At 60.0% G+C, this 24,580-nt stretch carries 17 protein-coding genes and 1 other RNA gene; 8 read left to right on the top strand and 10 right to left on the bottom strand.

The genetic code is table 11. The annotated features are described in order from the left end of the window. The first annotated feature begins 50 nt into the window (after positions 1–50). A complete protein-coding gene (locus PSV43_RS09560) occupies positions 51–1,274 on the top strand; it encodes an aspartate kinase (protein WP_300196153.1) in 1,224 nt (407 codons plus the stop codon). A gap of 193 nt (positions 1,275–1,467) precedes the next feature. Here PSV43_RS09560 and PSV43_RS09555 read toward each other — a convergent pair whose 3' ends face one another. Then, positions 1,468–2,289, bottom strand: coding sequence for an AraC family transcriptional regulator (locus PSV43_RS09555; protein WP_300196151.1), 822 nt, complete (start codon positions 2,287–2,289; stop codon positions 1,468–1,470). A 546-nt stretch (positions 2,290–2,835) separates the two neighbouring features. Between PSV43_RS09555 and PSV43_RS09550 the strand changes: the two genes are divergently transcribed. Then, complete coding sequence (locus tag PSV43_RS09550) at positions 2,836–3,810, top strand: hypothetical protein (RefSeq protein ID WP_300196149.1); 975 nt, start codon at positions 2,836–2,838, stop codon at positions 3,808–3,810. Between the two features lie 177 nt (positions 3,811–3,987). On the opposite strand, the gene rnpB is transcribed toward PSV43_RS09550, so the two are convergent. After that, positions 3,988–4,425, bottom strand: an RNA gene (rnpB, locus tag PSV43_RS09545) — RNase P RNA component class A. A gap of 110 nt (positions 4,426–4,535) precedes the next feature. On the opposite strand from rnpB, the gene PSV43_RS09540 reads away from it, so the two are divergent. Beyond that, on the top strand, positions 4,536–5,012 hold the full coding sequence (locus PSV43_RS09540; protein ID WP_300196147.1) for a hypothetical protein: 477 nt from the start codon (positions 4,536–4,538) through the stop codon (positions 5,010–5,012). A 14-nt stretch (positions 5,013–5,026) separates the two neighbouring features. On the opposite strand, the gene PSV43_RS09535 is transcribed toward PSV43_RS09540, so the two are convergent. The 6 genes from PSV43_RS09535 to gcvT all read right to left on the bottom strand — a co-directional run bounded on the left by PSV43_RS09535 (position 5,027) and on the right by gcvT (position 12,402). Continuing rightward, positions 5,027–5,497 (bottom strand): DUF3828 domain-containing protein, encoded by a 471-nt coding sequence (locus PSV43_RS09535; protein WP_300196145.1) that lies wholly within the window; start codon positions 5,495–5,497, stop codon positions 5,027–5,029. A gap of 44 nt (positions 5,498–5,541) precedes the next feature. Then, positions 5,542–7,071: a sulfatase gene (locus tag PSV43_RS09530; protein ID WP_300196143.1), complete on the bottom strand. Its 1,530-nt coding sequence runs from the start codon at positions 7,069–7,071 to the stop codon at positions 5,542–5,544. 25 nt (positions 7,072–7,096) lie between these two features. Continuing rightward, on the bottom strand, positions 7,097–9,925 hold the full coding sequence (gene gcvP / locus PSV43_RS09525) for an aminomethyl-transferring glycine dehydrogenase (RefSeq protein ID WP_300196141.1): 2,829 nt from the start codon (positions 9,923–9,925) through the stop codon (positions 7,097–7,099). Between the two features lie 53 nt (positions 9,926–9,978). Further along, the gene (locus PSV43_RS09520; protein ID WP_300196139.1) at positions 9,979–10,803 is read right to left on the bottom strand and encodes an aspartyl/asparaginyl beta-hydroxylase domain-containing protein; all 825 of its coding nucleotides are present in this window, start codon (positions 10,801–10,803) and stop codon (positions 9,979–9,981) included. 84 nt (positions 10,804–10,887) lie between these two features. Continuing rightward, a complete protein-coding gene (gcvH, locus tag PSV43_RS09515; RefSeq protein WP_300196137.1) occupies positions 10,888–11,268 on the bottom strand; it encodes a glycine cleavage system protein GcvH in 381 nt (126 codons plus the stop codon). Between the two features lie 18 nt (positions 11,269–11,286). After that, positions 11,287–12,402 (bottom strand): glycine cleavage system aminomethyltransferase GcvT, encoded by a 1,116-nt coding sequence (gcvT, locus tag PSV43_RS09510; RefSeq protein ID WP_300196135.1) that lies wholly within the window; start codon positions 12,400–12,402, stop codon positions 11,287–11,289. Between the two features lie 147 nt (positions 12,403–12,549). On the opposite strand from gcvT, the gene PSV43_RS09505 reads away from it, so the two are divergent. After that, positions 12,550–14,673 (top strand): M3 family metallopeptidase, encoded by a 2,124-nt coding sequence (locus PSV43_RS09505; protein WP_300196133.1) that lies wholly within the window; start codon positions 12,550–12,552, stop codon positions 14,671–14,673. Between the two features lie 214 nt (positions 14,674–14,887). On the opposite strand, the gene PSV43_RS09500 is transcribed toward PSV43_RS09505, so the two are convergent. Then, positions 14,888–16,093: an MFS transporter gene (locus PSV43_RS09500; protein ID WP_300196131.1), complete on the bottom strand. Its 1,206-nt coding sequence runs from the start codon at positions 16,091–16,093 to the stop codon at positions 14,888–14,890. Between the two features lie 125 nt (positions 16,094–16,218). Between PSV43_RS09500 and trxB the strand changes: the two genes are divergently transcribed. The 4 genes from trxB to PSV43_RS09480 all read left to right on the top strand — a co-directional run bounded on the left by trxB (position 16,219) and on the right by PSV43_RS09480 (position 19,259). Beyond that, positions 16,219–17,151 (top strand): thioredoxin-disulfide reductase, encoded by a 933-nt coding sequence (gene trxB, locus PSV43_RS09495; protein ID WP_300196129.1) that lies wholly within the window; start codon positions 16,219–16,221, stop codon positions 17,149–17,151. Between the two features lie 75 nt (positions 17,152–17,226). Then, positions 17,227–17,841 (top strand): L,D-transpeptidase family protein, encoded by a 615-nt coding sequence (locus PSV43_RS09490; protein ID WP_300196127.1) that lies wholly within the window; start codon positions 17,227–17,229, stop codon positions 17,839–17,841. 18 nt (positions 17,842–17,859) lie between these two features. After that, positions 17,860–18,204 carry a rhodanese-like domain-containing protein gene (locus PSV43_RS09485; RefSeq protein WP_300196125.1) on the top strand — a complete coding sequence of 115 codons (345 nt, stop codon included), beginning with the start codon at positions 17,860–17,862 and terminating at the stop codon, positions 18,202–18,204. Positions 18,205–18,284: 80 nt separating this feature from the next. Next, on the top strand, positions 18,285–19,259 hold the full coding sequence (locus PSV43_RS09480; RefSeq protein ID WP_300196123.1) for a magnesium transporter CorA family protein: 975 nt from the start codon (positions 18,285–18,287) through the stop codon (positions 19,257–19,259). A gap of 329 nt (positions 19,260–19,588) precedes the next feature. Here PSV43_RS09480 and PSV43_RS09475 read toward each other — a convergent pair. Next, positions 19,589–24,580 (bottom strand): autotransporter-associated beta strand repeat-containing protein (locus PSV43_RS09475; RefSeq protein ID WP_300196121.1); only part of this gene is annotated, 4,992 nt, incomplete at its 5' end.

Below are 24,580 nucleotides of genomic sequence, written 5' to 3'. Positions count from 1 at the left end.
GCGCACCCGCCCCACCATGCCATTTTCCGCGCCCTTTCCCCAACCCTAGCATGGCCCTCATTGTCCAGAAATACGGCGGCACCTCCGTCGGCACCCCCGAGCGAATCCGCAATTGCGCGCGCCGCATTCTGGAAACCCAGCGTGCGGGCAATCAGGTCGTCGCCGTTGTCTCCGCCATGTCCGGCGTCACGGACAACCTCATCCGTCTCGCCAAAGAAGTCTCCCCCGAGCGCGAACCCATCGAGCGTGAGATGGACGTCCTCCTCTCCACCGGAGAGCAGACCACCATCGCCCTCACCGCCATGGCCATCAATGCCCTCGGCGGCAAGGCCGTCTCTCTCACCGGCGCGCAGGCAGGCATCTCCACCGACGGCGTGCATACCAAGGCCCGCATCATCAACATCACCCCGGATGCGGTGAAAAAGATGCTCGACGAAGGCAACATCGTCATGCTCGCAGGTTTCCAAGGCGAAACCGTCAGCGGCGAAATCACCACCCTCGGCCGTGGCGGCAGCGATCTGACTGCCATCGCCATGGCCGCCGCCATCAAGGCCGACCTCTGCCAGATCTTCACCGACGTGGACGGCGTTTACACCTGCGACCCACGCGTGGTGAAGACCGCGCAGAAGATCCCTGAAATCAGCTACGAAGAGATGCTCGAAATGGCCTCCTCCGGCTCCAAGGTGATGCAGAGCCGCAGCGTCGAGTTTGCCAACAAATTTGGTGTGCGCTTTGAAGTGCGCAACAGCATGAACAACAACCCCGGTACCATCGTGAAAGAAGAATCCCCCGGCATGGAGTCCGTCGTCGTCCGCGGCGTCAGCCTCGAGCGCAATCAGGCCAAGGTCACCATCGACGACGTCGCCGACCGCCCCGGCATCAGCGCCGCCATCTTTGGTGCTATCGCATCCGCCAACATCACGATCGACATGATCGTGCAGAACGTCAGCTTCGACGGCATCACCGACATCTCCTTCACCCTCAGCGGCGCGGACCTCGCCAAAGCTGAAACCGTACTCAAAGCCGAACTCTCCGGCCTCGGTGAGAAAGCCCATCTCCGCACCCAGAGCAGCATCGCCAAGGTAAGCGTCGTCGGCATCGGCATGCGCAGCCACAGCGGCGTCGCCGCCAAGATGTTCAAGGCCCTCGCAGACGCCAAGATCAACATCCAGATGATCTCCACCAGCGAGATCAAGACCGCCGTCATCGTCGATGAAGCCGAAGTCGAAAACGCCGCCCGCGTTGTTCACACGGCCTTCGGCTTGGATGCTTGAGAGACAGCCATCTACAAAACGGATTTCTGCATAGGGCAGATGGAGACATTCAGCGGCGCTCTCGTATGGAGCGGCCGCCCAGCATGGCCTGCGTACACAAAAAACCCCGAAGAGGGTAGCCCAACGCGCTCAGGCAGCCTCTCCGGGGCAGTGTCGTCGAAACACCGCAGAGCGGTGCGCATGGCGACAAAGTTTAAGCGGCCATCTGGGCCGTGACGCAGTGTTTCATGCGGCTGCGAAATTCCGTGGGGGATTCATCGGCGATGCGGCGAAAGCTGCGGTTAAAGTGCGATAGGCTCTGGAAACCCACGTCGTAGGCCACTTCAGTGATGCGGGCTGCGGGCTTCATCAGCATTCGCTTCGCCTTTTCCACGCGGGCGCGGTTCACGAAGTCCGTGAACGTCAGCCCCGTGGAGCGCTTGAAAAGCTTGCAGAAGTGGAAAGGACTCACGTTCACCGCGCTGGCAACGGCTTCGAGTGACATGGGCTCCGCCAGATGGGTATGGATGAAGCTCTTGGCATTGCGCACCGCCTCGGGCTCATGCGTAGCGGTGGCAAACAACAAGCGGTGCGCGCTGTCCCCCAATTGGAGGGCAAAGGACTGCAGGATGGCCAGCGCGGCATCATAGCGAGCTGGCTCCATGACCGGCGCGTGTTCGAAGTGCACCTTCGCAGCACGGATTTCTGCGGCGGTGCGGTCTTCATCCAGCAGAGCCTTGGCCACGGGGGCGAAGGTATCGGCATTGGCAGGCTGAAGGCGCACACCGCCGGTCAACATGATGGCGATGGTGTTTTTGCCCACGCGTACCGGAACTTGGGTCTCCACCACACCGGCCACCCCCTTGCGAGTGATGATGCTGTCGATGGGAGAGTCATCCTGAGTCGCTTCTAGGCTCAGCGGTAGGCAGGTCAGGGTGTGGAAGGCCTTCTGGTAGTGCTGGAAGAGTTCACTCTCCGAGAGGTTCAGAATGAAACGCTGGCGCGGAGTAGTGCGGGCTGCAGGAGTGTGGTTCATGGCGCGTTCGTGGTTTGTTTTCACAGTTGCAACCATGCCCTGCTGCAAAATTTGCGATATTGTCGTCCCATACGGTATCTCCCGTCGTGAATGACCGCAATTTTAGCCTAATGGTTACCAGTAGATGCTGAGTCCGATGATTTTCTGCGCCCCGCCTCGGCAACCCAAAGCATGTCATGAATGACACTTGATTAAGGCGTAGATCGTGAAACTCACCGCTTGTGCGCAGCGCTCCTCGGAGCGCGGAATTTATTCCGCTGCACAAACCTGCCCCGCTTTGACATGCTGCTTTCTCGACACCCGACATCACCGTGTTTGCGGCATTCAGTGCGAGCCATCACACATCCCACGCGGACGACCTGCTGCGGACTAAAGTCCCGCGCTCCGTGACACTTTTCGGCTTCGTCAGTGAATGGATGATTTCCTCGACGCCCAGTCTTAATCAAGTGCCATTCAAGCATGTCATTAATTGCAATATCCATAATCAGGGAACTCGCTTGAGGACTGGGTCTAATAGTGGAACTTAGGAGTTCTCAGCGAACACTCATGCTCAAACTCGACATCAGCCCCTACCCCGATACCCCCACGGCACGGGCGGAGCTGGCGGAGTTTTTGAGGCGGCACATCCCACCTCAGAAGGGCCCCGGCTGGGAGCAGCGCCTGCGCTTCTGGTGGGATGAAAACCCCGCCGCCGCAGACAACGAAGAACGCGGTCGCTGGGTGCATGCCGATGGGCGTTTAGTCGCTTACGGCGGTTCCATTCCCGCCCTCTATGCCTGGCAGGAGCAACCCTTTCAGGCGCTGTACTCCACCACCTTCTGCGTGGACAAGCAGTTCCCCAAAGCCGCAGCCCTCGTCTTTCTGCAGCAGCGCGAGGTGGCCTCCCACCGCATCATCACTCACACAACCCCCAGCCCCCGCGTCCAGACCGCGCTTCTCAAGCTCGGCGCACGCGCGGAGCAGACAGTCACCCGCCACTACTTCCCCGCCGGACCCGCCTCCCACCTGCGCGGACACTCCTGGTGGCCCTCCCTGCCCACGCACAAGCGCGTGGTGACAGATCCCGCCGAAGTCACCGCCATCTCACGCCCCTACCAGCGCTCGGACCGCATCGAGAAATGGATCACCCCCGACTACCTGCGGTGGTTCTGCCGTTCCCCCGTGCGCCCGCATCACTTTCTCGGCCTAGTCGATGCCTCAGGAACACTCAGTTCCTACCTCCTCGTCACCCACCGGCTTGTGCGTGGCCTGCGCAGTTGGGATGTTCTGGAAAGCTTCACCACCCAGGAGGACCGGACCGAGCTGCACGCCCTCACCGGCCTCCTCGTCAAAGAACCCGGCCTCTTTCCCGGCGGTGCCTCCCTCATAACCACCGCCACCTTCCCTGACGACTCCAGTTGGTCCCCCACTCCCGCCCTCCTGCGCCGCACCCAGCACGTCTGCCACCTTTTCCTTCTACCCGAGTCACTCCGCCAAGCCTCCAAACACACCGTCATGGCCGAAGGCGACCTCGGTTTGTGAGGCATTCCTCAAAGTATTCCCCCCCGATTCAGGAAACCCGCAGATTGGATTCATGAAATAATCTGCGGGTTTCCTGAATCTGCGGGAGAAATAACGCCATCCAGCAGTGGGAGCGCGATGGATCACGTGATGCGCTCCCCAAAGGCGAAGGCGCCGGGATTTCTCCCGACGCCTTCATTGTGGATCGGCCCTCATAAGCCGGATTCTGTGTCCCCGATGCCCTTCGGCACCTGGCTGTGATCATTTATCTGTCAGGCTGATCGCTCAGCCTGCCCCTGCTTGCGCAGTGGAGCGACTATTACCCGGAGGTATCCATCCCTTGCGGGACTTGCGGCCAGGCGGGCCTTTCTCCTGTTCTGTCTTGCACCGCATGAGGTTTGTCGTGCCCCCTTCCTCGCGGTTGGGGCGGTGGGCTCTTACCCCGCCGTTTCACCCTTACCCACCTTCGCTCTTTCAAGCTACGGAGGGCGGTTTGTTTTCTGTGATACTGTCTGTGAATGCGGCTTGCACCGCACCCCCCACACTTTCATGTGGCATGCTGCCCTATGGTGTCCGGACTTTCCTCTGGCATCCCCGCCTTGCAGCAAGAACACCAGCGATCACTCCGACCGACCCGCCGTGAGAGTAAAGCCTCCGGCCAAAAGGGCAAGCCGAGGCTGCGGGGAAAGATGCCGTGAAACTTTCCCCGCGCCGCCGGTGTTCAACCGCCTGAACCCACCACCGCCATGAAACTCCTGCTCTCCTTCCTCCTCGCCCTCACGGTCAGTTTCTCGCTGACCCACGCCGAAGACGCACCAAAACAGCGCCCCGATGCCGCAGGTGCCAAAGGCCAGGGCCGTGAGAAAATGAAGGAGATGCTGCTGCAAAAATTCGACGCCAATAAAAACGGCACGTTGGACCCCGATGAGAAAGCAGCCGCCCTGAAGGCCATGCAGGAACGCCGCAGCGGCAGCCCCAAAGGCGGCGCACCCGGCACCACCACCGAACCCACAAAAGGCGGCGGCCCGATGATGGCGAGGCTCCTGGAAAAATTCGACACCAATAAAAACGGCGTCCTCGATCCCGATGAACGCGCAGCAGCCATGCAGGCGCGCGCTGCCAAGTCCGGCGGGCCCCCGGCTTCCGGTGGCGGCAACACCGAGAATGGCAGCAAGTTCCGCCGCCCGCCAGAAGCGCCAAAAGAAGGCGCTGCCGCTAAGTAAACCGGCCGCTCTCCTTATTTCCCCACGCTGTCCTTCAGCAGCTTCAGCAGCGCATACCCGGAGGAATACTGGATGTCGCTGATCTTCCACGCTCCGCCCTGCTGAACGAAATGGTAGGTGAGGCGCTGCTTCTCTTCAAAATTCACAAAGGTCACCAGCACGGTGGTCTTGCCGTCTTCGGTCTTCGCCTTGTTGATGACGAACTCCTTGATCTCAGTGTCCTGCGCGTCGTAGAGCGGATCGGCGCCCAGCGCACCCACTTCACCTTTGGAATCGATCGTGTCTTTCCAAATGAGATCGCCTAGTTCCTTGGAGAAGTAATGGTTCACCAGCGCACGATCCTTGTCCTGAAAGAACGGCGACGCGTCTTTCTTCGCCGCTTTGTAGAGCTCGGCCACCAGAGCCTCCGGCGTGGCCGCTTTCTCAGCAGCGTGCAGATTCAAACCCAAACACCCGAGCAGCAGAAAAACAGAGAGGAAGCGCATGCGCCTGTTATCGACGCAAACGCACCAAAGTCGAGTTCATCATCTCAATCGTCCGCGCCCTTCTTCCCCTTCTTCTTGGGTGCATCCGGCAGCGGTGTTCCCCGCTGGCGTGCCTCCCACTCCGCATAGCCCTTCTTGCTGTGATTTCCCACGTACTGATAGGTGTCAAAAATCGCCCCATTGCCGAGCGCGCGCGGGTCTTTCTCTTCCTTCAAAATAGACTCCATCTTCCCGCGCAACTCCTGCTTCTTCGCAGCAAACTGTGGTTCCTTCGCCAAATTTTTGAGGCACTCAGGATCTTGGGCAATATTGTAAAGCTCCTCCTCCGGGCGGTAGTTGAAAGCAAGATCATAGAAGAACCCCTTGTTCTCCACGATCCACGATTTCGTCGGGCCATCATCGACATTGCCATAGCCCGTTTCAGGATCGCAGGCCGGCCAGCGCTCCGGGTGGTAGTTGTGGCTGTAGAAAAACTCCGGCGTGCGGATGGCGCGCACGGGATAGCCCCAGTCGTTCGGACGTCCCAGATCATGCCGTTCCTTGCCAGCCAGCATGATTTTCCGATCCTCCACAAAGCCGCTCTTCTCACTACGCAAAATGTTCACCAGACTGCTCCCGCTCATCTGCTCATGCTTCGGCAGTCCCGCCAGTTCCAGATACGTAGGCGCAAGATCGCGCACGTTGACAAAATCCTCCACGACGCGCCCCGCCTTGATCCCCTTCCCCCAGCGCATGGCCAGCGGCAGATGATAGCCGTCTTCATAAATCTGCCCCTTCACCCGTGGAAATGGCATGCCGTGGTCTGACGTCACAATGATCAGCGTATCCTCCAGCAGGCCGGACTTCTTCAGCATATCAAGTGCCTGCCCAATCTGCTTGTCTCCCCACTCTACCTCGATCGCGTAGTCAGCCAGATCACCCCGCACCGTCGCGTTGTCAGGCAGATAGCCGGGCACCTTCACATCCGCCAGTTTCTTACCCAGCCGCACACCAGAATCCAGTTCGTAGGAGCGGTGCGGCTCCTTGAATCCCATCCAGAAGCAAAACGGCTTTGCTTGGTCACGCTGCTTCAGAAAGGCCTCGAAATTGAGCGGATAATCCGTGGTCGTGATGCCCTTCGCCGGAACCTCTTGTTTGAACTCATCAAAGCTCGGCCCGGCAGGATTGCGCGTGCGGCCTTCCAGTTTGAAATCGCCCGGCCCCCAGCCCTTGCCTGTCAGGCCCACGTTGTAGCCGCCCTTTTCGAGAAGGTCAGGATACACCGCAAACTTCGGCGGGAAAATGCCTCCATGACAGGAAGCCTCCTCAAGCTGCCAGGAATTCCGCCCCGTGAGGATCGTCGCCCGGCAGGGGCTGCACTTCGGATTGGAAGTGAAGGCATTTTTAAATAGCACCCCCTCCTTCGCCACGCGGTCGAAGTTCGGCGTCTTCACCCAGTCACAGCCATAGGCACCCGCATGCTGCCAGCCCCAGTCATCAAAAATAATGAAGAGAATGTTCGGACGCGGTGCCTCCGCTGCACGCATGCCGGCAGCGAAGACGAGAGCAGCAAAAATAGCCAGGTAGAATTTCATGCGCCGTGAAACGCATCAAAAATCCTCAACTTGCAGCCGCTTCTTCCACGCTCACACAAGTGCAGATCAGATGGCGGTCACCATAGACATTGTCGATTCGCGACACCGGCGGCCAGTACTTGGCCTCCTGCACCCACGGCAGCGGGAAGGCGGCGGCTTCCCGCGTGTAGGCGTGCGGCCAGTCGCTCTTAGTCACGGCAACAGCGGTGTGCGGCGCCTGCTTGAGCGTGTTGTCCGTCGGGTGGCTCTCACCACTTTCCACGCCGGTCATCTCTGCATGGATGCACTGCATCGCCTCGCAAAACCGGTCGATCTCAGCCTGGCTCTCGCTCTCCGTGGGCTCGATCATCAGCGTGCCAGTGACCGGCCAGCTCATCGTCGGCGCATGATAGCCAAAATCCATCAGCCGCTTCGCCACATCCTCCACCGTCACCTTGTGGAAATGGCTGAAATCCAGAATGCACTCGTGCGCGACGAATCCCTTCGTCCCCTTGTACAGCGTGGGGAAATTCGCCTCCAGCTTCTTCGCAATGTAGTTCGCATTGAGGATCGCCATCTTGGTCGCATCCACCAGACGCGGCCCCATCATCGCAACATACATCCATGAGATCGTGCAAATGCTCGCGCTGCCCCATGGCGCGGAACACACCGCACCTTCATGGATATCAGCCCCCCAGGTGTGATGCCCTGGCAAATGCGGACGCAGATGCGCAGCCACCGCAATGGGACCGACGCCCGGCCCGCCACCGCCATGCGGAATGCAGAAGGTCTTGTGCAAATTCAGATGGCACACATCCGCGCCGATGCGCCCCGGCGAGGTCAGCCCCACCTGCGCATTCATATTCGCACCGTCCATGTACACCTGCCCGCCATGCTCATGCACCAGTCCGCAAATTTCGACGATGGACTCTTCAAACACACCATGCGTCGAAGGATAGGTGACCATCAGCGCGGCCACCTTGTCTTTGTTCGCCTCCAGCTTCGTCTTCAAATCATCGACCGAAATGTTGCCTTGGATGTCACACGTCACTGCCACCACTTTAAAGCCGCACATCACCGCACTGGCCGGGTTCGTACCATGCGCCGAAGTGGGAATCAGGCAGACATCGCGGTGCTCCTCGCCACGCGCGGCATGGAAGCGCTTGATCGCCAGCAGTCCGGCATACTCACCCTGAGATCCCGCATTCGGCTGCAACGACACCGCGTCAAAGCCGGTGCATTCCGCCAGCCAGCCTTCGAGATCACTGAACATCGTGTGATAACCCTCCGTCTGATCCTGCGGCGCGAAGGGGTGCAGCCCGTTCACCTCCAGCCAGCTCAGCGGCATCATCTCCGCCGCAGCATTCAGCTTCATCGTGCAGGAACCCAGCGGGATCATGCTCCTGTTCAGCGCGATGTCCTTCGACTCCAGACGGTGCAAGTAGCGCATCATCTCCGTCTCGGAGTGGTACGAATTGAACACCGGATGCGTCAGAAATTCGGACGTGCGGTGGTGCCGCGCGGAGCAGTTCAGCGGGCTTTCGTCATCAATCACCGGCGGCCGCTGCGCCTTGGAAATGCCAAAGGCGGTGAGCAGGTTGAGCAGCTCGTCCTCCCGCACGCGCTCATCCAAAGCGATACTCACGGTGGTGGCGTCGATCTTGCGCAGATTGATACCAAAGATCAGCGCACCCTTGAGCAGGTCATCGGCGTTCGGAACGCGCACGCTGAGCGTGTCAAAGAAGTCATCGCTCAGCACATCCATGCCTGCACGCAGCAGCTCGCCAGCCAGCCAGACCGCCGCACCATGCACCCGGTGCGCAATAGTCTTGAGCCCCTGCGGCCCGTGATACACCGCATACATCGACGCCATCACGGCAAGCAGCACCTGCGCCGTGCAAATGTTGCTGGTGGCTTTCTCACGGCGAATGTGCTGCTCACGTGTTTGCAAAGAGAGCCGATAGGCAGGCTTGCCGGAGGCATCCTTCGAAACACCGATCAAACGTCCCGGCAGACGCCGCTTCAGCGCATCCTTCACCGCCATGAACGCCGCATGCGGTCCGCCAAAACCCAGCGGCACGCCAAAGCGCTGGCTGTTGCCCACGCAAATGTCCGCGCCGAATTCACCCGGCGGCCGCAGCACCGTGAGCGCCAGCAAATCAGCGCTGACGACGAGCAATGCACCCGCATCATGCGTCTCTGAAGCCAGCGATTCAAAATCATGAATCATGCCACGCGTGTCAGGATACTGCACCAGCACGGCAGCCAGTCCCTTCGTGCCATCATGCTTCCATTTCATCACGTCTCCCACTTCCACGCGAATCCCCAAAGCATCCATGCGTGTGCGCACCACTTCAATGTTATGCGGGTGGCACTGGTCTGAGACAAACACATGCGAAGCCCCGGCCACCTGCGCCACCGCCAGCCCCAATGCCTCAGCACACGCGGTGCCCTCATCGAGCAGCGAGGCGTTCGCAACGTCCAGCGCCGTGAGGTCGCGGATCATCGTCTGAAAATTGATCAAAGCCTCAAGCCGACCCTGCGCGATCTCCGCCTGATACGGCGTGTACGCCGTGTACCAGCCCGGATTTTCCAAGATGTTCCGCTGGATGACCGGTGGCGTGAAAGTGTCATGGTATCCGAGCCCGATGAACGAGCGCATCACCTTGTTCAGCCCCATGATCTGCCGCATGCGGCGCAGGGCCTGCTCCTCGCTCAGCGGCGGTGCCAGGTTGAGCGGTTCACGCACGCGAATGCCTTCCGGCACCACTTGATCAATCAGATCATCGAGCGTTTTGAAACCAAGCGTTTGCAGCATGCTCTCCACCTCGACGGCAGAGGGACCAATGTGGCGGCGGGAGAAATTTGTGGGCATCGAAAAACGGGGCGGTTTAGGAGGCCACCACGCTACCTAGCCGGGGGCCGGTGTCACTTGCCAAACAGCGCCCAGAATTTTTTCTCCGAGGCCTTCTGCTTGCCCTTGGCCTCCCGCAGAAAGGGGGCCAGTGCCGCCAGATTGATGATCCAGTGATTGATGAAGTTAAACGGCGCACGCAGAGGGCGTTCGAAATCCACAAACAGCACCACACGGTAGCCATCGGTGTCATTCCAGACTTCATGGTTGTACGTGTCGTCAAAGATGATCGCCTTGCCCTCCTCCCAGGCATAGACTTGGTCGGCGATGCGGATGCGGCACTGGTGGCGCGGTTCCGGCACCATCAGCCCAAGGTGCATGCGCAGCACACCCGCAAAGGGACCGCGATGATGGGGTATGTGCTTGTTCGGTGAAAGGATGGAGAAGAAGCCGGTGGTGCAGCCCGGGATCTTTGCCAGCACCTTCATCGTCTCCGGGCAGTGACGGGCGTTTTCCTCGCAGTCCATGCCGACGCCCTTGAGGAAGAACGTCTTCCATTGGTCATCACCTTGAATCATGCCGACCTCTTTCACGATGTCCTGAAAGCTCGGCATCGCATCGCGGTATTTCATGATCGAATCGACTTCGGCGCGCACCTTCTGCCAGTCCGCCTCGATGTCCTTCACCCAAGGGAAGTGCCGTGAGTCATAGATCGGCGGATCACCCTGAATGGAACAATGCGCAATCACCGACTCAGCGAGATCCTGCAGGCGGTTGGTCAGGCGCTCCACCCAGCCGTTGGCTGGAAAGGTGCGGTGGCGGCGGTGATAACCGTCAATCGGCTTGAGCTGAAAGCCGGCGGGAACAGTGGCGATGGAGGGAGATGCTTCGGGAGGCATGGGCGAGAGTCCGGAACGAGTAACGAATTTGTTACTCAATGCAGCCGGAAAAAAACCGGAAAAGCACTCAAAATGGCACCTTGCTCAGGCTATGTGCTTGCCATAGGCCCCGGCATCCATCAGAGCGTCAAACTCCGCCGGGCTGGATGGCTTGATCTTGAAAATCCAGCCGCCGGTGTAAGGCTCCCGGTTGAGCAGCCCCGGATCGCTGCCGAGCGCTTCATTGATAGCCACGATCTCACCCGCCACCGGAGCATAGATATCGCTAGCCGCCTTGACAGATTCGATCACGCACACCTGCTGCCCTGCCGTGACCTGAGCACCCACTTTAGGGGGATCCACAAAGACCACATCTGTCAGTTCCGCCTGCGCATGATCCGTGATGCCGACCGGAGAGGGGCTTTGCGTGGGATCAATCCATTCATGGGATTCACGGTAGCGGAGTGTGTCAGGGACGTTGCTCATGGGGATGTCGGTTGGGAATTAAACAGACGGCTTGCGATAAAATGGCTTCTTCACCACCTCCGCCGGGAAAAGCCGCCCGCGGATTTCGATTTCCAGCGTGCTGCCGATCGTGGCGGCGCTCAGCGGCACGTAGGCCATGCCTATGCCCACACCAAGGCTGGGAGACTGCGTGCCACTGCACACCTCGCCGATGATATCCCCGGCAAATGCCACGGGATAATGCGGGCGCGGCGGCGGGGCAGCACCCGTCATGCGAAAAGCGGCCAGTTTATCAGGCAGTCCGGCAGCTTTTTGCGCCACCAGCGCCTCTCGCCCGGTAAAGTTTCCTTTGTCGAGATCCACAAAGAAGCCAAGCCCCGCCTGCAGCGGCGTGCGCTGTTCAGAAAGATCATTGCCATTGAGCGGGTAGCCCATCTCAAGACGCAACGTGTCACGGGCTCCGAGCCCGCAGGGCATGCCACCGGCAGCCTTCACGGCCTCCACGATCTTGCGGAACCACATTTCCGCCGTCTCCATGGGCATAAAAAATTCAAAACCTTCCTCACCGGTGTAGCCCGTGCCGCAGAGCCACATCGGCCCGGTGTCGGTCATGGTGACGAGGATGGTGTTGTGCTCGGGAAAAGAGGTCTCATTGCCAAACACCGCCGCCGCCACTTCCCTTGCCTTCGGTCCTTGGATGGCCAGCCCGGCGGTGAAATCACTCGCGTTGGCCATCATCACATCGTCATCCTTGTTGAGCTGGGTTTCAAGATGCTCCCAGTCTGCATCAATGCGCGAAGCATTCACGACGAGATAAAATTCACGCTCACTGGTCCGGTAGGCAATCAGGTCGTCAATCACTCCGCCTAGTCCGGTCAGCAGCAGCGTGTACTGCCCCTGACCCGGCTGCAGCTTGGTGATGTTGTTGGTCAGCACCCGGTTCAGAAAGGCCTCGGCACCGGGCCCGCTCACGATGAACTGCCCCATGTGCGAAATATCAAACACGCCAACGCTCTGCCGCACCGCCTTGTGCTCATCGACGATGCCCGTATACATCACCGGCATGTCCCATCCCGCAAAGGGCACCATGCGTGCACCCATTTCCACATGGACGGCGTGCAGGGGAGTGCGGCGGAGAGGAGTGGTGTCGGACACGATTCTCCCATGTTGTGAAGCGCGAACGCTTTGTCAATTCGCGCGGTATTTTAAGCCAATTTCTGAATACCAATCTCATTTGCAGCCCCCCGCATCCGCTCCATACTCCGCCTCCCCCAAACGCCCGAGCTAAAAAAAGCCCAACCCATGGCAGCACCTTTCCTCACTCCGGACTTTCACATCCGCTGGTCCACCCTGACCCCCGAACACATCGAAGCCGACATCCGCGCCGCTCTTGAAAAAGCGCAGGCGAATCTGGATGCCGTCATCGATCAGGATCGCGGCAAGCTGATGAACTTTGACTCCGTCGTGCTCGGCCTGGACGAATGCACTCGGGAGCTGAACGAAGCCTGGGGCTTGGTAACCCATCTCGATTCCCTCTGCAACTCCCCCGCCCTGCGTGAGGCGCACAACAAGATGCTGTCGGAAGTCAGCTCCTTCTTCGCCAAGATCCCTCTCAATGAGCATCTCTGGGACCTGTTTGTCACTTACAGCAAGACCGACGAGGCCAGGCAGCTCACCCCCGTGCACAAGCGTGCCCTGCAGGAATCCATGGAAGGCTTCATCGAGGCGGGTGCCGACCTGTCGCCGGACAAGAAGAAGCGTGTCGAGGAGATCGAAGCCGAACTCTCCAAGCACACGCAGAAGTACTCCGAGAACGTGCTCGACTCCACGAACAAGTGGGAGCTGCTCATTGAAGACGTGGATCGTCTCAGAGGTCTGCCACAGACCGCCATCGACGCCGCAAAGGCGGACGCCCTGGCCAAAACCCTCGGCACCCCAGAAAAACCAGTCTATCGCTTCACCTTGAAGGCCCCTTCGATGATTCCGGTCATGGAATACCTCGAAGATGAAGGCATTCGCCATCAGGTCTGGGAAGGCTCCACTGGCATTGGCCGCAGCGGCGAGCATGACAACACCGAACTCGTCTGGAACATCCTGCGCCTGCGCCATGAAAAGGCGCAGATCATGGGCAAGGCGAACTTCGCCGATCATGTCCTGAACCACCGCATGGCCAAGAACGGCCAGAGCGCCTTCCGTTTCATCACCGACCTCTACGAGCGGGTTCATGAAGCCTTCAAGCGTGAAACCATCGAACTGCAGGAGTTCCGCGCCGACAACGTCCACCAAGACGTCGATCTCTTCGAGCCCTGGGAAGTCGCCTTCTGGAGCGAACGCCAGCGCAAATCCAAGTACGATTTTGATGAAGAGGAGCTACGCCCTTTCTTCCCCATCGACCGGGTGCTTAACGGCATGTTCCAGCTGGCAGAGAAAGTCTTCGACCTTCGCATCGTCAGCCGCGAAGTCGTGTATGTCGAGCCCGGCCAGGAAGCTCCCGCCAACGTCAGCACCCAGCCCGGCAAAGCAGGCCCCGTGGAGGTCTGGCACCCGGAAGTGAAGTTCTATGAAGTGCGCAATGAAAAGGGCGTGCACATCGGCTCCTTCTACGCCGACTGGCATCCGCGTGACTCCAAGCGCGGCGGTGCCTGGATGAACTACCTCAAGATGGGCGTCCCCCCCAGTGGCGAGCGCGACCGCCGCCTGCACCTCGGCCTCATCTGCGGCAACATGACACCGCCGGTCGATGGCAAGCCGGCTCTGCTCACGCATGACGAAGTCACCACCGTCTTCCATGAATTCGGCCATCTCCTGCACCAGCTCTGCGGCAACGTCGAAATTCCCTCGCTCAACGGCGTCAGTGTTTACTGGGACTTCGTGGAACTGCCCTCGCAGCTCATGGAAAACTTCTGCTGGGAGCGCGAGAGCCTCGATCTCTTCGCCCGCCATCATGAAACCGGTGAAACCATTCCCCCTCGGCTCTTCAAGAAGCTGCTGGCCGCCAAAAACTACCGCAGCGCCAGCGACATCATGCGCCAGCTCGCATTTGGCAAGCTCGACCTCGAACTGCACATGCACCACGCCACCGATGAAGGCGCGGACCTCGACAAACTCGCACGCTCCATTCTGAAAGGCTACGTCATGCAGCTCAAAACCGAGCAGCCAACGATGGCACGCCGTTTCGGCCATCTGTTCAGCAGCCCGGTCGGCTACGCCGCCGGCTACTACAGCTACAAATGGGCCGAAGTGCTCGATGCCGATGCCTTCACCCGCTTCCAGCAGGAAGGCGTGCTCAATCCCACCGTCGGCCGCGAGTTCCGCGACACCATCCTCAGCAAAGGCAACTCCGAAGACCCCGCCAAGCTCTTCCAAAACTTCATGGGCCGCGACCCCGACGCCATGGCCCTCCTCGTCCGTGCCGGGCTGGCATAAAGTAGAATGGGTGTGGCGACAGCCCGCCCGTTTGCGAGCGTACGGCAAACACGGCGGCTTGCGTACGCCTCCCAGAGCCGGGAGGTTTGGCGAAGGGAGCTTTTGCGTGCTCAAAACCGCAGTCCGCCAAACACACCCAGCGCACAACCGGATGCCCGCGTGCTGTGGGCATTTCGTTACCTCCATGCGAACGGTCGGTCTGACGCCACCCATTCTACGCCTTCGCCACCCGCCCACGATACGCGACAGCAAAGAACACACACACCGCCGCCGTCAGCGCCGTCTCGCCCCACCAAAATCGCGACCAGTCAGTACTTTCACCCTCCGTGCAGGCATCAAACCACCAGCCGCCACCCAGGTACCCAAGCAGATTGCCCACCCCGCTCATCAGCATGGCCAGCAGCGCCTGCGCACGCACCCGCCATTTCGGATCAATGCGCTCCTCCAGATAGATCTGGGTCGTGATGAAATAAAGAGTGTAGGCAAAGCCGTGCAGAAAGGTGCCAAACAACACGCTGGGCAGCGTGTTGAACGTGTTGAAGGAGTAGCGCACCACGCATATGGCGATGCCCGAGAGGAAAACCCACTTCAGACGCACACGCGTCAGCAATCCCGACAGCAGCAGCATGACCACCACCTCGGTCGTCTGCCCGAGCGATATAACCGCAGAGATGTTCTTCACGCCGAGATCGTGCAACTGGCGTGAGGTATACGGATAGAAAGCCGCCAGCGGAATGCAGTACAACGCCGCCGTTAGGAAGACCACGCGGTGATCGCGGTGAATGAGCAGCCCAAGAGCATCCAGCCCGAGGATCTGCTTCCAGGTGCGGTGCTGCACCACCTCGCCGGGCGGGATCATCGGCAGCCGCCAGGTAAGGCTCATCACCACCAGCCATAGCCCCGCAGCGGTCACTCCCGCCACCAGCGAGGCATCGGCACGCAGCACAAAGCTCACGATCCAGCAGCCCACCATCCACCCCCCCGTGGCCCAGGCACGCAACGGGCCAAACTGCACCTTGGCGTCATGCAACTGAGAGAACACAATGCTGCTGGTCACGCTCCAGGCCGGCAGGGCACAAAGAGCCAGCACCTGCGCACAAACCAAAACCGCAGCATCACTCCAGCCCCAGGCCAATGCACCGCAAGTGAGCAGCAGAGCCAGGCTCGTCGCCGCCGTCAGCCAGCGCAGCAGCAGCACCGGCGAATGCTTTTGATCCGCCAGCGCCCCCACAAACAGCGGCGAGATGAACGCAGCAGTCGCAGTCGTGGCGAACACCCACGGCACCAGATGCCCGCGACCATGCGCATTGAAGACGTTCGAAAGCGGCACACTCCACATCCCCATCGGCAGCGCTGTGCAGAAAAACAGCGTCGCCAGCGATTTGCGGCTGGCTTTGGCATCCGGGGCGGGGTTGGACATCGTTGTTATTTTGAAATAAGCCGGGAGTCGGGAAACTCCAACAACGAGTCTGTAAAAAGCGTTGGTTGCACCCCCGCCCTGCCTTTTCATCTTCCGCGACCTTTTCTCCCCCTCCACACCACACCATGGAAAACGTCATCATCATCGGCACCGGCTGCGCCGGCTATACCGCAGCCATCTACACCGGCCGCGCCAACCTCAAGCCCCTGATCCTCTCCGGCAACATGCCCGGCGGCCAGCTCACCACGACCACAGAGGTCGAAAACTTCCCCGGCTTCCCCAATGGCATCATGGGCCCGGAGCTGATGATGAACATGCAGACCCAGTCGGAAAAGTTCGGCGCACGCATCGAGTACTCCCTCGTCAGCAGCGTCAAAAAGACCGCTGCAGGCCACTTCGAAGTCCACACCGACGGCGGCACCGTCTATGAGACCCACACCGTCATCGTCGCCACTGGCGCTTCCCCGAAGCATCTCGGCCTGCCCAACGAAAAGAGCCTCATCGGCCGCGGTTTGACCAGCTGCGCCACCTGTGACGGCGCCTTCTACCGCAACGTCCCCGTCTGCGTCATCGGCGGCGGCGACAGCGCCTGCGAAGAAGCCAGCTTCCTCACCAAATTCGCCAGCACCGTTTATTTGATCCATCGCCGCGACGAATTGCGCGCCTCAAAAATCATGGCTGACCGCGCCCTCGCCAATCCGAAGATCAAGCCCGTCTGGAACTCCACCGTCTCTGAATACCTCACCGACGAAAAGGGCGAAATGCGCGCCGTCACCCTCGAAAACCTAGTCACCGGCGAGAAAAACGAGCTGGAACTCAAGTGCGTCTTCGTCGCCATCGGCCACGTCCCCAACGGCAAGTTCCTCGGCGATCTCGTCGATACCGACGAAAATGGCTACATCCTGCAGACCCAAGGCACACGCACCAAGACCGAAGGACTCTTCGCCGCCGGTGACGTCGCCGACCACGTCTATCGCCAGGCCATCACCGCCGCCGGCCAAGGCTGCGCCGCCGCCCTGGAGGCCGAGCGCTACCTCGCCGATCACGACGTGCATTGATTGAAGCTGGACAGACACGCCGCGCCACGGCATATGGTCGCGGCTTTTCACGCCTCACACACGTAACCCCCACGCATGAGTCATTTGGTGATCCCTCCAGCCCTCCGTCTTGTTCTTCTTTCTGCCTTCGCACTCCTGGCTTCCTGCCAGAGTTCGAGTTCCCGTGGACAGACGCAGTACCTCGAAGCTTTTTCCACCGGAACCGTCCCGCATTCCGCAATGTACAACGCCGATCAGGACTCCTATTGGGATGGAGATGGCATGTCCGGAGCTCCCAGTATCACCATTGATATCAGCGATCAGAAGGCCTACTTCTACAAAGGCGGCGCACTCGCCGGTGTGTCCGCGCTTTCCACTGGCGACGAACGCCATGCGACGACAACGGGAAACTTTAAGGTCACCGAGAAGGACCAGTGGCACAAATCCAACCTCTACGGCGACTTTGTAGACAGCTCAGGCAATGTCGTCGTGGCCAACGTTGACGTCACCAAGGACAAAGCACCTCCCGGCGCAAAGTTTGAAGGCTCCAAGATGCACCATTTCATGCGCTTCGTTGGCGGCATCGGCATGCATGAGGGCTTCCTCCCCGGCTACGCCGCCTCCCATGGCTGCGTTCGCATGCCGCCGCACATGGCGACTATTTTCTACAACAACGTCACCAAAGGCACCCCCGTCACGGTTCGCCCTTGATGATTAGCTGCTGAAGTCATGACACCGGAAACACTGCTCGAAATCGACCCCACGGACGTCAACAGTCTGCTGGTGCGTCCCGGCGAGCGCACGTTCCGGCTCGTTGACTGCCGCGAGGAAAGCGAATGGCATATCTGCCACCTGCCAAACGCCCAGCTGGTGCCCTTATCCCAGTTTGGTGAGTTGGCGCCACAGCTTTTCACCGATCCGCAGGAGCACGTCATCATCTACTGCCACCACGGCATGCGCAGCCTCCGCGCCACGGAGTTTTTACGTCAGCGCGGCATTGCCCACACCCAGAGCATGCGCGGCGGCATCCAGGCCTGGTCAGACATGGTCGATCCCTCCACGCCACGTTACTGACACACATCCGGGCGAGATTGCTATGGCACACAGTGCCTGCGCGACTACCCTTCACGCTACCCCCGCACACGTACGCACGCATGGTTCGACTCATCACACAGCAAGGACAGCTCATCGACTGGAATGACGAAAAGACCCATCCCTTCCCGGATAATCTCGTCTTCCTCGATTTGCTGAACCCCGGCCGTGCCGAGGAACTCGAAGCGGAAAAATGGCTCGAATACCAGCTCCCCACGCGTGAAGAAATGCAGGAGATCGAGGAATCCAGCCGACTCTACACCGAGAAGGGCACGCTCTACATGACCGCGTGGCTCCCCGTCGGTCTGGACAATCCAGATCCCGACAACACCTCCATCTCCTTCGTCATCGCACCGGACTGCCTCACCACCGTGCGCTATGCAGACCCCCTGTCCTTCCGCATTCTCGCGGATCAGGCGAAGCGTCAGTGCACCATGCCCCTCACCAGTGATGCGGTCTTTCTCCTCCTGCTCGAACTCATCGTCGCCCGCATCGCCGATGCGTTGCAGAGCGTCGAAGGCGACATGAAAAAAATCTGCCGCGACATCTTCAGCCTCGATCCGCACAAAGCGCACGCGGCAATGGAAAAAGACCTCAGCGATGTCGTCAAGCTCCTCGGCCGCCGCAGCGCCCTCGTCGCCAATGTACGCGAGAGCCTCCTCAGCATCAGCCGCATGCTCCAGTATTTCCTCAACAACGCCGCCAGTTGGATGCGCGCAGACCTCGCCGCGCAGTTCCGCAGCGTCATGCGCGACATCAAGAGCATGGACGACTACACCAACCAGCAGACGCAGGAGATGACCTTCCTGCTGGAGTCCACCCTCGGCCTCATCAACATCCAGCAGAATCAGATCATCAAGATCTTTACCGTCGCCAGCGTGCTCTTCATGCCTCCGACCCTCATCGCCAGCATCTACGGCATGAACGTCGGCCTACCCGCCGCCAACAACGACTGGGCCTTCATCCTCGTCATGATCCTGATCGTCCTCTCCGCGATCCTGCCCATCGTTTACTTCAAGAGCAAGCGCCTGCTCTAATACCACGATCTATTGAAAACAGGTCTGTTTTCTCTTTGCCACACCCTCCCCGCTTCGCACCAGCCCTGAAGGGGCTGCGGACTCAGCCCAGGGTCAGCCAAGCCTCAGCGAGGCGACCCTGGGTATCGCAGACAATCCGGGCCAGCAAACCCAGCACTCCTCAAAGCCACGCCGGGTTCCAGCAGCTTGTCATTCGTAGCTTTAGCGAAGAATGGGCGTCCGCAACGTGTCCCGCCGCACTCCTCTGCCGCTGGCTTGCATGCGTGCCACCGTAAGATTGGCTGCCTCCGCAAACCACCGCGCCTTCTGAAAGACAAGCGCAGCCTCTCCTAGTACCGATAGCTGAAGCGGACGCTGCCAAAGTGCGCCTGCATATCATGGCGGAAAAACTGCCCCTGGTAGGACAACATGAGGCTGAACTGGTCCGTGAAAGCAAAGCTCACCCCCATCCCAGCCACCAAATAGTCTTGGCCGGGCGTCTGACTGCCACCAGTGGCCGAAAAGGGCACATTGATCAGCGACACACTGCTGCCGTTGTTATTTTTAATGTTCTGCCGCTCATAGCTCAGCTGCACCTGCGGAGTGATCGTCGCAAAGCGCGTCTTCATCTGCTTGGACGCAGACCAGCCAACTCGACTGACCAGCGATTGAAAGCTTTGCGCGCTGTAACGCAAGGCCGCCAGACCACCCCCAGTTTCACTGTAGGCGTCCACCGAGCCATACAAGTAGTCCACCCCGAGAAAGGGGCCAGTCACCAGCGTGTCGTTCTGGAAGCGGAAGCTCCAGCCCGTGTTGTACTGCACCGAGTGCGTGTACGTACGGGTCGAGCCAAAGGCCGTCGGGAAAGGCACACCCGCATTGCGAATGGAGTCCATCTGATAGGTGCCAAAGCTGTAGAGCAGGCTGTTCCAGAACCTGCCACGCACATAGGAGATGTAGGCAGAGAGCGCCGGACCTTCGAGATCCACACTGCCGGCATTTCCAGTGTACCCCTGGCTGCTCTGCAAAAAGGACGCCGCGAATCCAAGCGTCACCCCCCGTGAGAAATGACGCTCGGCACCGACTCCAGACGCCCAGGAGTCCACCTGCACACCAGACTGAGTCCGGATCGCGTTAAGTTTGACATTGCCGTAGTTCACCGTGGCAAACACCTCCCACTGACGCGAACGCGCCACACGTTTGGCAATGGGCGACTCCTTCTTGGGGTCGCCGTCCCCCTGACCAACAATGACTCCTTCATCAAGTGCGGCAGTAATGGAATCAGAGTCAGAATCTTCCTCACCGCCGCCAGACCGAAGGTTAAAAAGATGCCCGTTAAGATCACTCGTGACCGTGTTGCTGCCTGCAATCAATGCCTGCCCCTGGACAGCGGCAAGCGCCAGCCCGCCATTCGTGTCGATGATGGAGAACACACCATCGGATTGATCAAGATAACTGGTAACACCGCTCGCCAGCCCCAAGCTGCTGTCATTCAAAGCAAGCGTCGAGATGAAGCCGCCAGCATTCGCATCGCCGGCATTGAGATGAACAAGCTGCCATTGGTCACCGCCATGAAAGCCGGCCATGCCATTGGGATTGCCAATGACCACAGTGCCGCCAGCCGTGGCGTCCAGCTGACCATGAAGATTGATGGAATCCGCCGCCGTGGAATTGCTGAGATTGTTTCCCAGACCCGCGCCGCTGAAAAGATCCAGCCGGATAACGCCGCCCGCGCCCATCACCACAGCAGCCGAGCCCGACGTAGTGAGTGCAAAGTTCGTCGCCGTTGCCACCACCCCCGGATCACCGACGCTGAGCGTGCCATTGATGAAGACGGACTGGTTCACCGCCGTGGTGATGGCACCCGTTCCAGCCAGCAGACTGTCGCTGCTGAGATCAAGCCGTGTCGTCGTCACCGCAGCGTTGGCGATCAAAGTGGCATTGTTCTGCACCGTCGTGGGGCCGTTGTAGTCGCTGTCGGCGCTGACCACCAGCGTCGTTCCATCCACCACCAGATCCGAGCTGGCGCTGGTTCCACTGATGCCTGTGCCGCTCACATTCACCGTCCCACCACCCGTAATGGTGAGCACGGTGCCGTCCTTCACCAGACCGCCCGTCAGATTCAAAACACCACCACCCGTATTGATGCTCGCATTCGTCTCAGCCGCGATCGCTCCCGTGTAGGTGCTCGTGCCGTTGTTGCGCAGCGCCCCTCCACCGCCCGCACCGCTGCCATTGAGCTTCAGCGCTTCGGAAGTGCTGTAGTTCACGTTGTTGAGCAGCAGCGTCCCGCCGCTGCTCACAGTGGTGCCTGCGTCACCCGTGCCCAGCGCATTGTTGCTGGTCACCTCCAGCGTGCCGGCGCGCACGTTCGTCGCCCCTGCATAGGTATTGTCACCATTGAGGGTCAGCGTCCCGCTCCCGGCCTGAGTCACCCCACCGCTGCCGCTGATCACACTGGCAAAATCGGTTCCCTGCGTCACCGCATCCGTGCGCTTGAATGCCAGAGTGCCATCGTTCACGAGAGCACTGCTCGTGGACAAAGAACCCGTGGTGCCACCGTCACCGATCTGCAGCGTGCCTTCACTGATGGTCGTGGTGCCGGTGTAGCTGTTGGCTCCCGTGAGCACCCAGGTGCCGGTGCCGGATTTGGTCAGCACCGTCGCACCACCATTGTCACCAATCACTGCCGCAAGAATGTTGTCACCGGCATTCGTTCCGGTGAGCGTCAGCGTGCGGATGCCGCTCTGACCGTTAAAACCCATGCTGCCAGTGTTGGTAAAGTTCACCGCTCCCGTGCCCGAAGCATCCAGGGTGCCACCGTTGCTGCCAACACTAAACAGCCGGTCCGTGCGGGTGTTTCCGCCAGTATATTGCAGAGTGCCACCATTGAGCACCAGGTTCGTCGCAGCACTGGTGGACGCCCCCAGATTGCTGTTGCTGCCACCATTCGCGAGAACAGACACACTCAGCACCCCTGCGTTGATCGTCGTACTCCCGCTGTAGCTGTTGTCACCCGTCAGCGTCGTGGTGCCTGAACCCGCTTGCGTGAAGGCACCACTGCCGCTGATCGCATTGGCAACGGTGAGGGCATCCGAACGGTTGATGATGAGGCTGGCGTTGTTGGTCACAGCTCCCGTGCCGAGCGTCCCCGTCGTGCCTCCCGAGCCGATCTGAAGCTCGCCCGCACTGATCGTGGTGGTTCCGGCATAGGTGTTGGTGCCGGTCAGCGTGAACGTCCCCAAACCTTCTTTGACCAAGGACAACGCTCCTGATCCACCGTCTTGAATGACTCCGCTGAAGATGGTGCTGGAGTTGTTGCCGCTGGTCGTCAGCGTGGCCGCAGTGGTGGAGTTGTTTTGCACGGTGCCTGAGCCGGCCAGCGAGCCAATGCGCGTGTTCAGTCCATTCAATTCCAAGGTGGCATGCGCTCCCACAATGATGGCTGATTCCAGATTGCTGCCACCGATTTTCAACACCCCGGAACTCACGGTCGTGGCTCCCGTGTAGGTGTTGGCTCCGGTGAGCAGCCAGGTGGCGTCGCCTTCGATGCTCACTGAGGTGGCCCCGCCAAAGTCTCCGATGGCTGCGGCGATGACGTTCACCCCGGTCGTGTTCGTCCCGGAAAGCACCAGCGTGCGCTCACCACTCTCGCCGTTGAACCCCATGCTGCCCGTGTTGGTAAAGTTCAAGTTGCCGCTGCCGGACACATCAATGCCTCCGCTGGCAAGGCCCAGGCTGAACAGCCGGTCCGTGCTCGCACCTGTTCCGGTGTATTGCAGGATGCCTCCGTTGAGCACCAGATTCTCAGCCACGTTTGACGCTGCGCCCATGTTGCTGCTGCTCCCGCCGTTGGCCATGACAGAGACTTTGAGGACCCCTGCGGTGATGATCGTCGCCCCGGTGTACGAATTGCTGCCGCTGAGCGTGGTCGTTCCAGCGCCCGCCTGAATGAATGAACCGTTGCCGCTGATGGTGTTGGAGATCGTCACTGCGTCCGAGCGGTTGACCACCAGACTGGCTTTGTTGATCACCCCACCGCTGCCCAGCTTGCCGGTGGTGCTGCCATTGCCGACCTGCAGCACGCCGTCATTGATGGTCGTGGTGCCAGAGTAGGTATTCGTTCCGGTCAACACCCAGGTGCCGCTGCCAGATTTCACCAGCGAAGTGGCCCCGCCGTTGTCGCCGATCACCGCAGCGAGAGTGTTGCTCCCCGTGTTTGTGCCTGTGAGGGTCAGGACGCGTACGCCGCTCTGGCTGTTGAAACCCATGCTGCCCGTGTTGGTGAAGTCCACCGCCCCAGTCCCGGAGGCATCCAGCGTGCCGCCGCTCGTGCCCACGCTAAACAGCCGGTCGGTGCTGGCTCCCGCACCGGTGTACTGCAACGCACCTCCATTGAGCACCAGGTTGGTCGCGGCACTCGTGCTTGCTCCGATGTTGCTGGCGGAGCCTCCGTTGGCAAGACTTGAAATCGAGAGCACCCCACCGGCAATAGTGGTTTTACCTGTGTAGGTATTCGCTCCGGACAGCACCCAGGTTCCAGCGCCGCTCTTGAGCAGCGTGGTGGCCCCCGAGTTCTCACTGATCAATGCAGCCAGCGTGTTGTTGTCGGTGTTGGTCCCGGTGAGCATGAGCATACGCGCTGCTGAAAAAGACAGCCCCATCGATCCTGTATTGGTGAAATTCAAAGCTCCGGTTCCCGATGCGTCGATGGTTGTCGTCACTCCCGCACTAAAAAGTCTGTCAGTGCTCGCACCTGCACCGGTGTACTTGAGCGTACCTCCGTTGACCTGAAGGTTGTTGGCCGCGGACGAGGATGCCCCGATGCTGCTGGCGCTCCCGCCATTGGCCAGAGTGTCCGCGATCAGGGTGCCGCCACTGATCGAGGTGAACCCGGTGTAGGTGTTCAGTCCCGAGAGTGTGGCCATTCCCTGGGCTTGGCTGACTGTTCCTGTACCACTGATGACATTGGACAAGGTGAAGGCGTCTGACCGGAACAACACAAGCACCCCGTTGTCCACAATATTGCCCGTCCCCACGCTTCCGCTGGCGGTGTTGTGGCCTATCTGCAGCACCCCTCCGCTGATGGTGGTCGTGCCTGAGTAGGTGTTGTTACCGGTAAAAACCCATTTTCCCCCGCTATTTTTTAACACTGAAGTCGCGCCCCCATTGTCACCAATGACGGCCGCAATGGTGTTGAACCCAAGATAGGAGCCCAGCAAGGTGAGCGTGCGCGCCCCTGTCTGACCGTTGAAACCCATGCTGCCCGTGTTGGTGAACTTCAAATCCCCCGTCCCGGAGGCTTCCAGGGTGCCTCCATTGGCTCCCAGGCTGAACAACCG

Origin of the sequence: Prosthecobacter sp. (assembly GCF_029946185.1) — a bacterium.
GTDB lineage: Bacteria > Verrucomicrobiota > Verrucomicrobiia > Verrucomicrobiales > Verrucomicrobiaceae > Prosthecobacter.
This window is presented reverse-complemented; position numbering and strand designations above follow the sequence as displayed.

Coding starts and splice junctions, on each gene's coding strand:
- PSV43_RS09560 (WP_300196153.1), top strand. CDS start 51: ATGGCCCTCATTGTCCAGAAATACGGCGGCACCTCCGTCGGCACCCCC.
- PSV43_RS09555 (WP_300196151.1), bottom strand. CDS start 2,289: ATGAACCACACTCCTGCAGCCCGCACTACTCCGCGCCAGCGTTTCATT.
- PSV43_RS09550 (WP_300196149.1), top strand. CDS start 2,836: ATGCTCAAACTCGACATCAGCCCCTACCCCGATACCCCCACGGCACGG.
- PSV43_RS09540 (WP_300196147.1), top strand. CDS start 4,536: ATGAAACTCCTGCTCTCCTTCCTCCTCGCCCTCACGGTCAGTTTCTCG.
- PSV43_RS09535 (WP_300196145.1), bottom strand. CDS start 5,497: ATGCGCTTCCTCTCTGTTTTTCTGCTGCTCGGGTGTTTGGGTTTGAAT.
- PSV43_RS09530 (WP_300196143.1), bottom strand. CDS start 7,071: ATGAAATTCTACCTGGCTATTTTTGCTGCTCTCGTCTTCGCTGCCGGC.
- gcvP (WP_300196141.1), bottom strand. CDS start 9,925: ATGCCCACAAATTTCTCCCGCCGCCACATTGGTCCCTCTGCCGTCGAG.
- PSV43_RS09520 (WP_300196139.1), bottom strand. CDS start 10,803: ATGCCTCCCGAAGCATCTCCCTCCATCGCCACTGTTCCCGCCGGCTTT.
- gcvH (WP_300196137.1), bottom strand. CDS start 11,268: ATGAGCAACGTCCCTGACACACTCCGCTACCGTGAATCCCATGAATGG.
- PSV43_RS09505 (WP_300196133.1), top strand. CDS start 12,550: ATGGCAGCACCTTTCCTCACTCCGGACTTTCACATCCGCTGGTCCACC.
- PSV43_RS09500 (WP_300196131.1), bottom strand. CDS start 16,093: ATGTCCAACCCCGCCCCGGATGCCAAAGCCAGCCGCAAATCGCTGGCG.
- trxB (WP_300196129.1), top strand. CDS start 16,219: ATGGAAAACGTCATCATCATCGGCACCGGCTGCGCCGGCTATACCGCA.
- PSV43_RS09490 (WP_300196127.1), top strand. CDS start 17,227: ATGAGTCATTTGGTGATCCCTCCAGCCCTCCGTCTTGTTCTTCTTTCT.
- PSV43_RS09485 (WP_300196125.1), top strand. CDS start 17,860: ATGACACCGGAAACACTGCTCGAAATCGACCCCACGGACGTCAACAGT.
- PSV43_RS09480 (WP_300196123.1), top strand. CDS start 18,285: ATGGTTCGACTCATCACACAGCAAGGACAGCTCATCGACTGGAATGAC.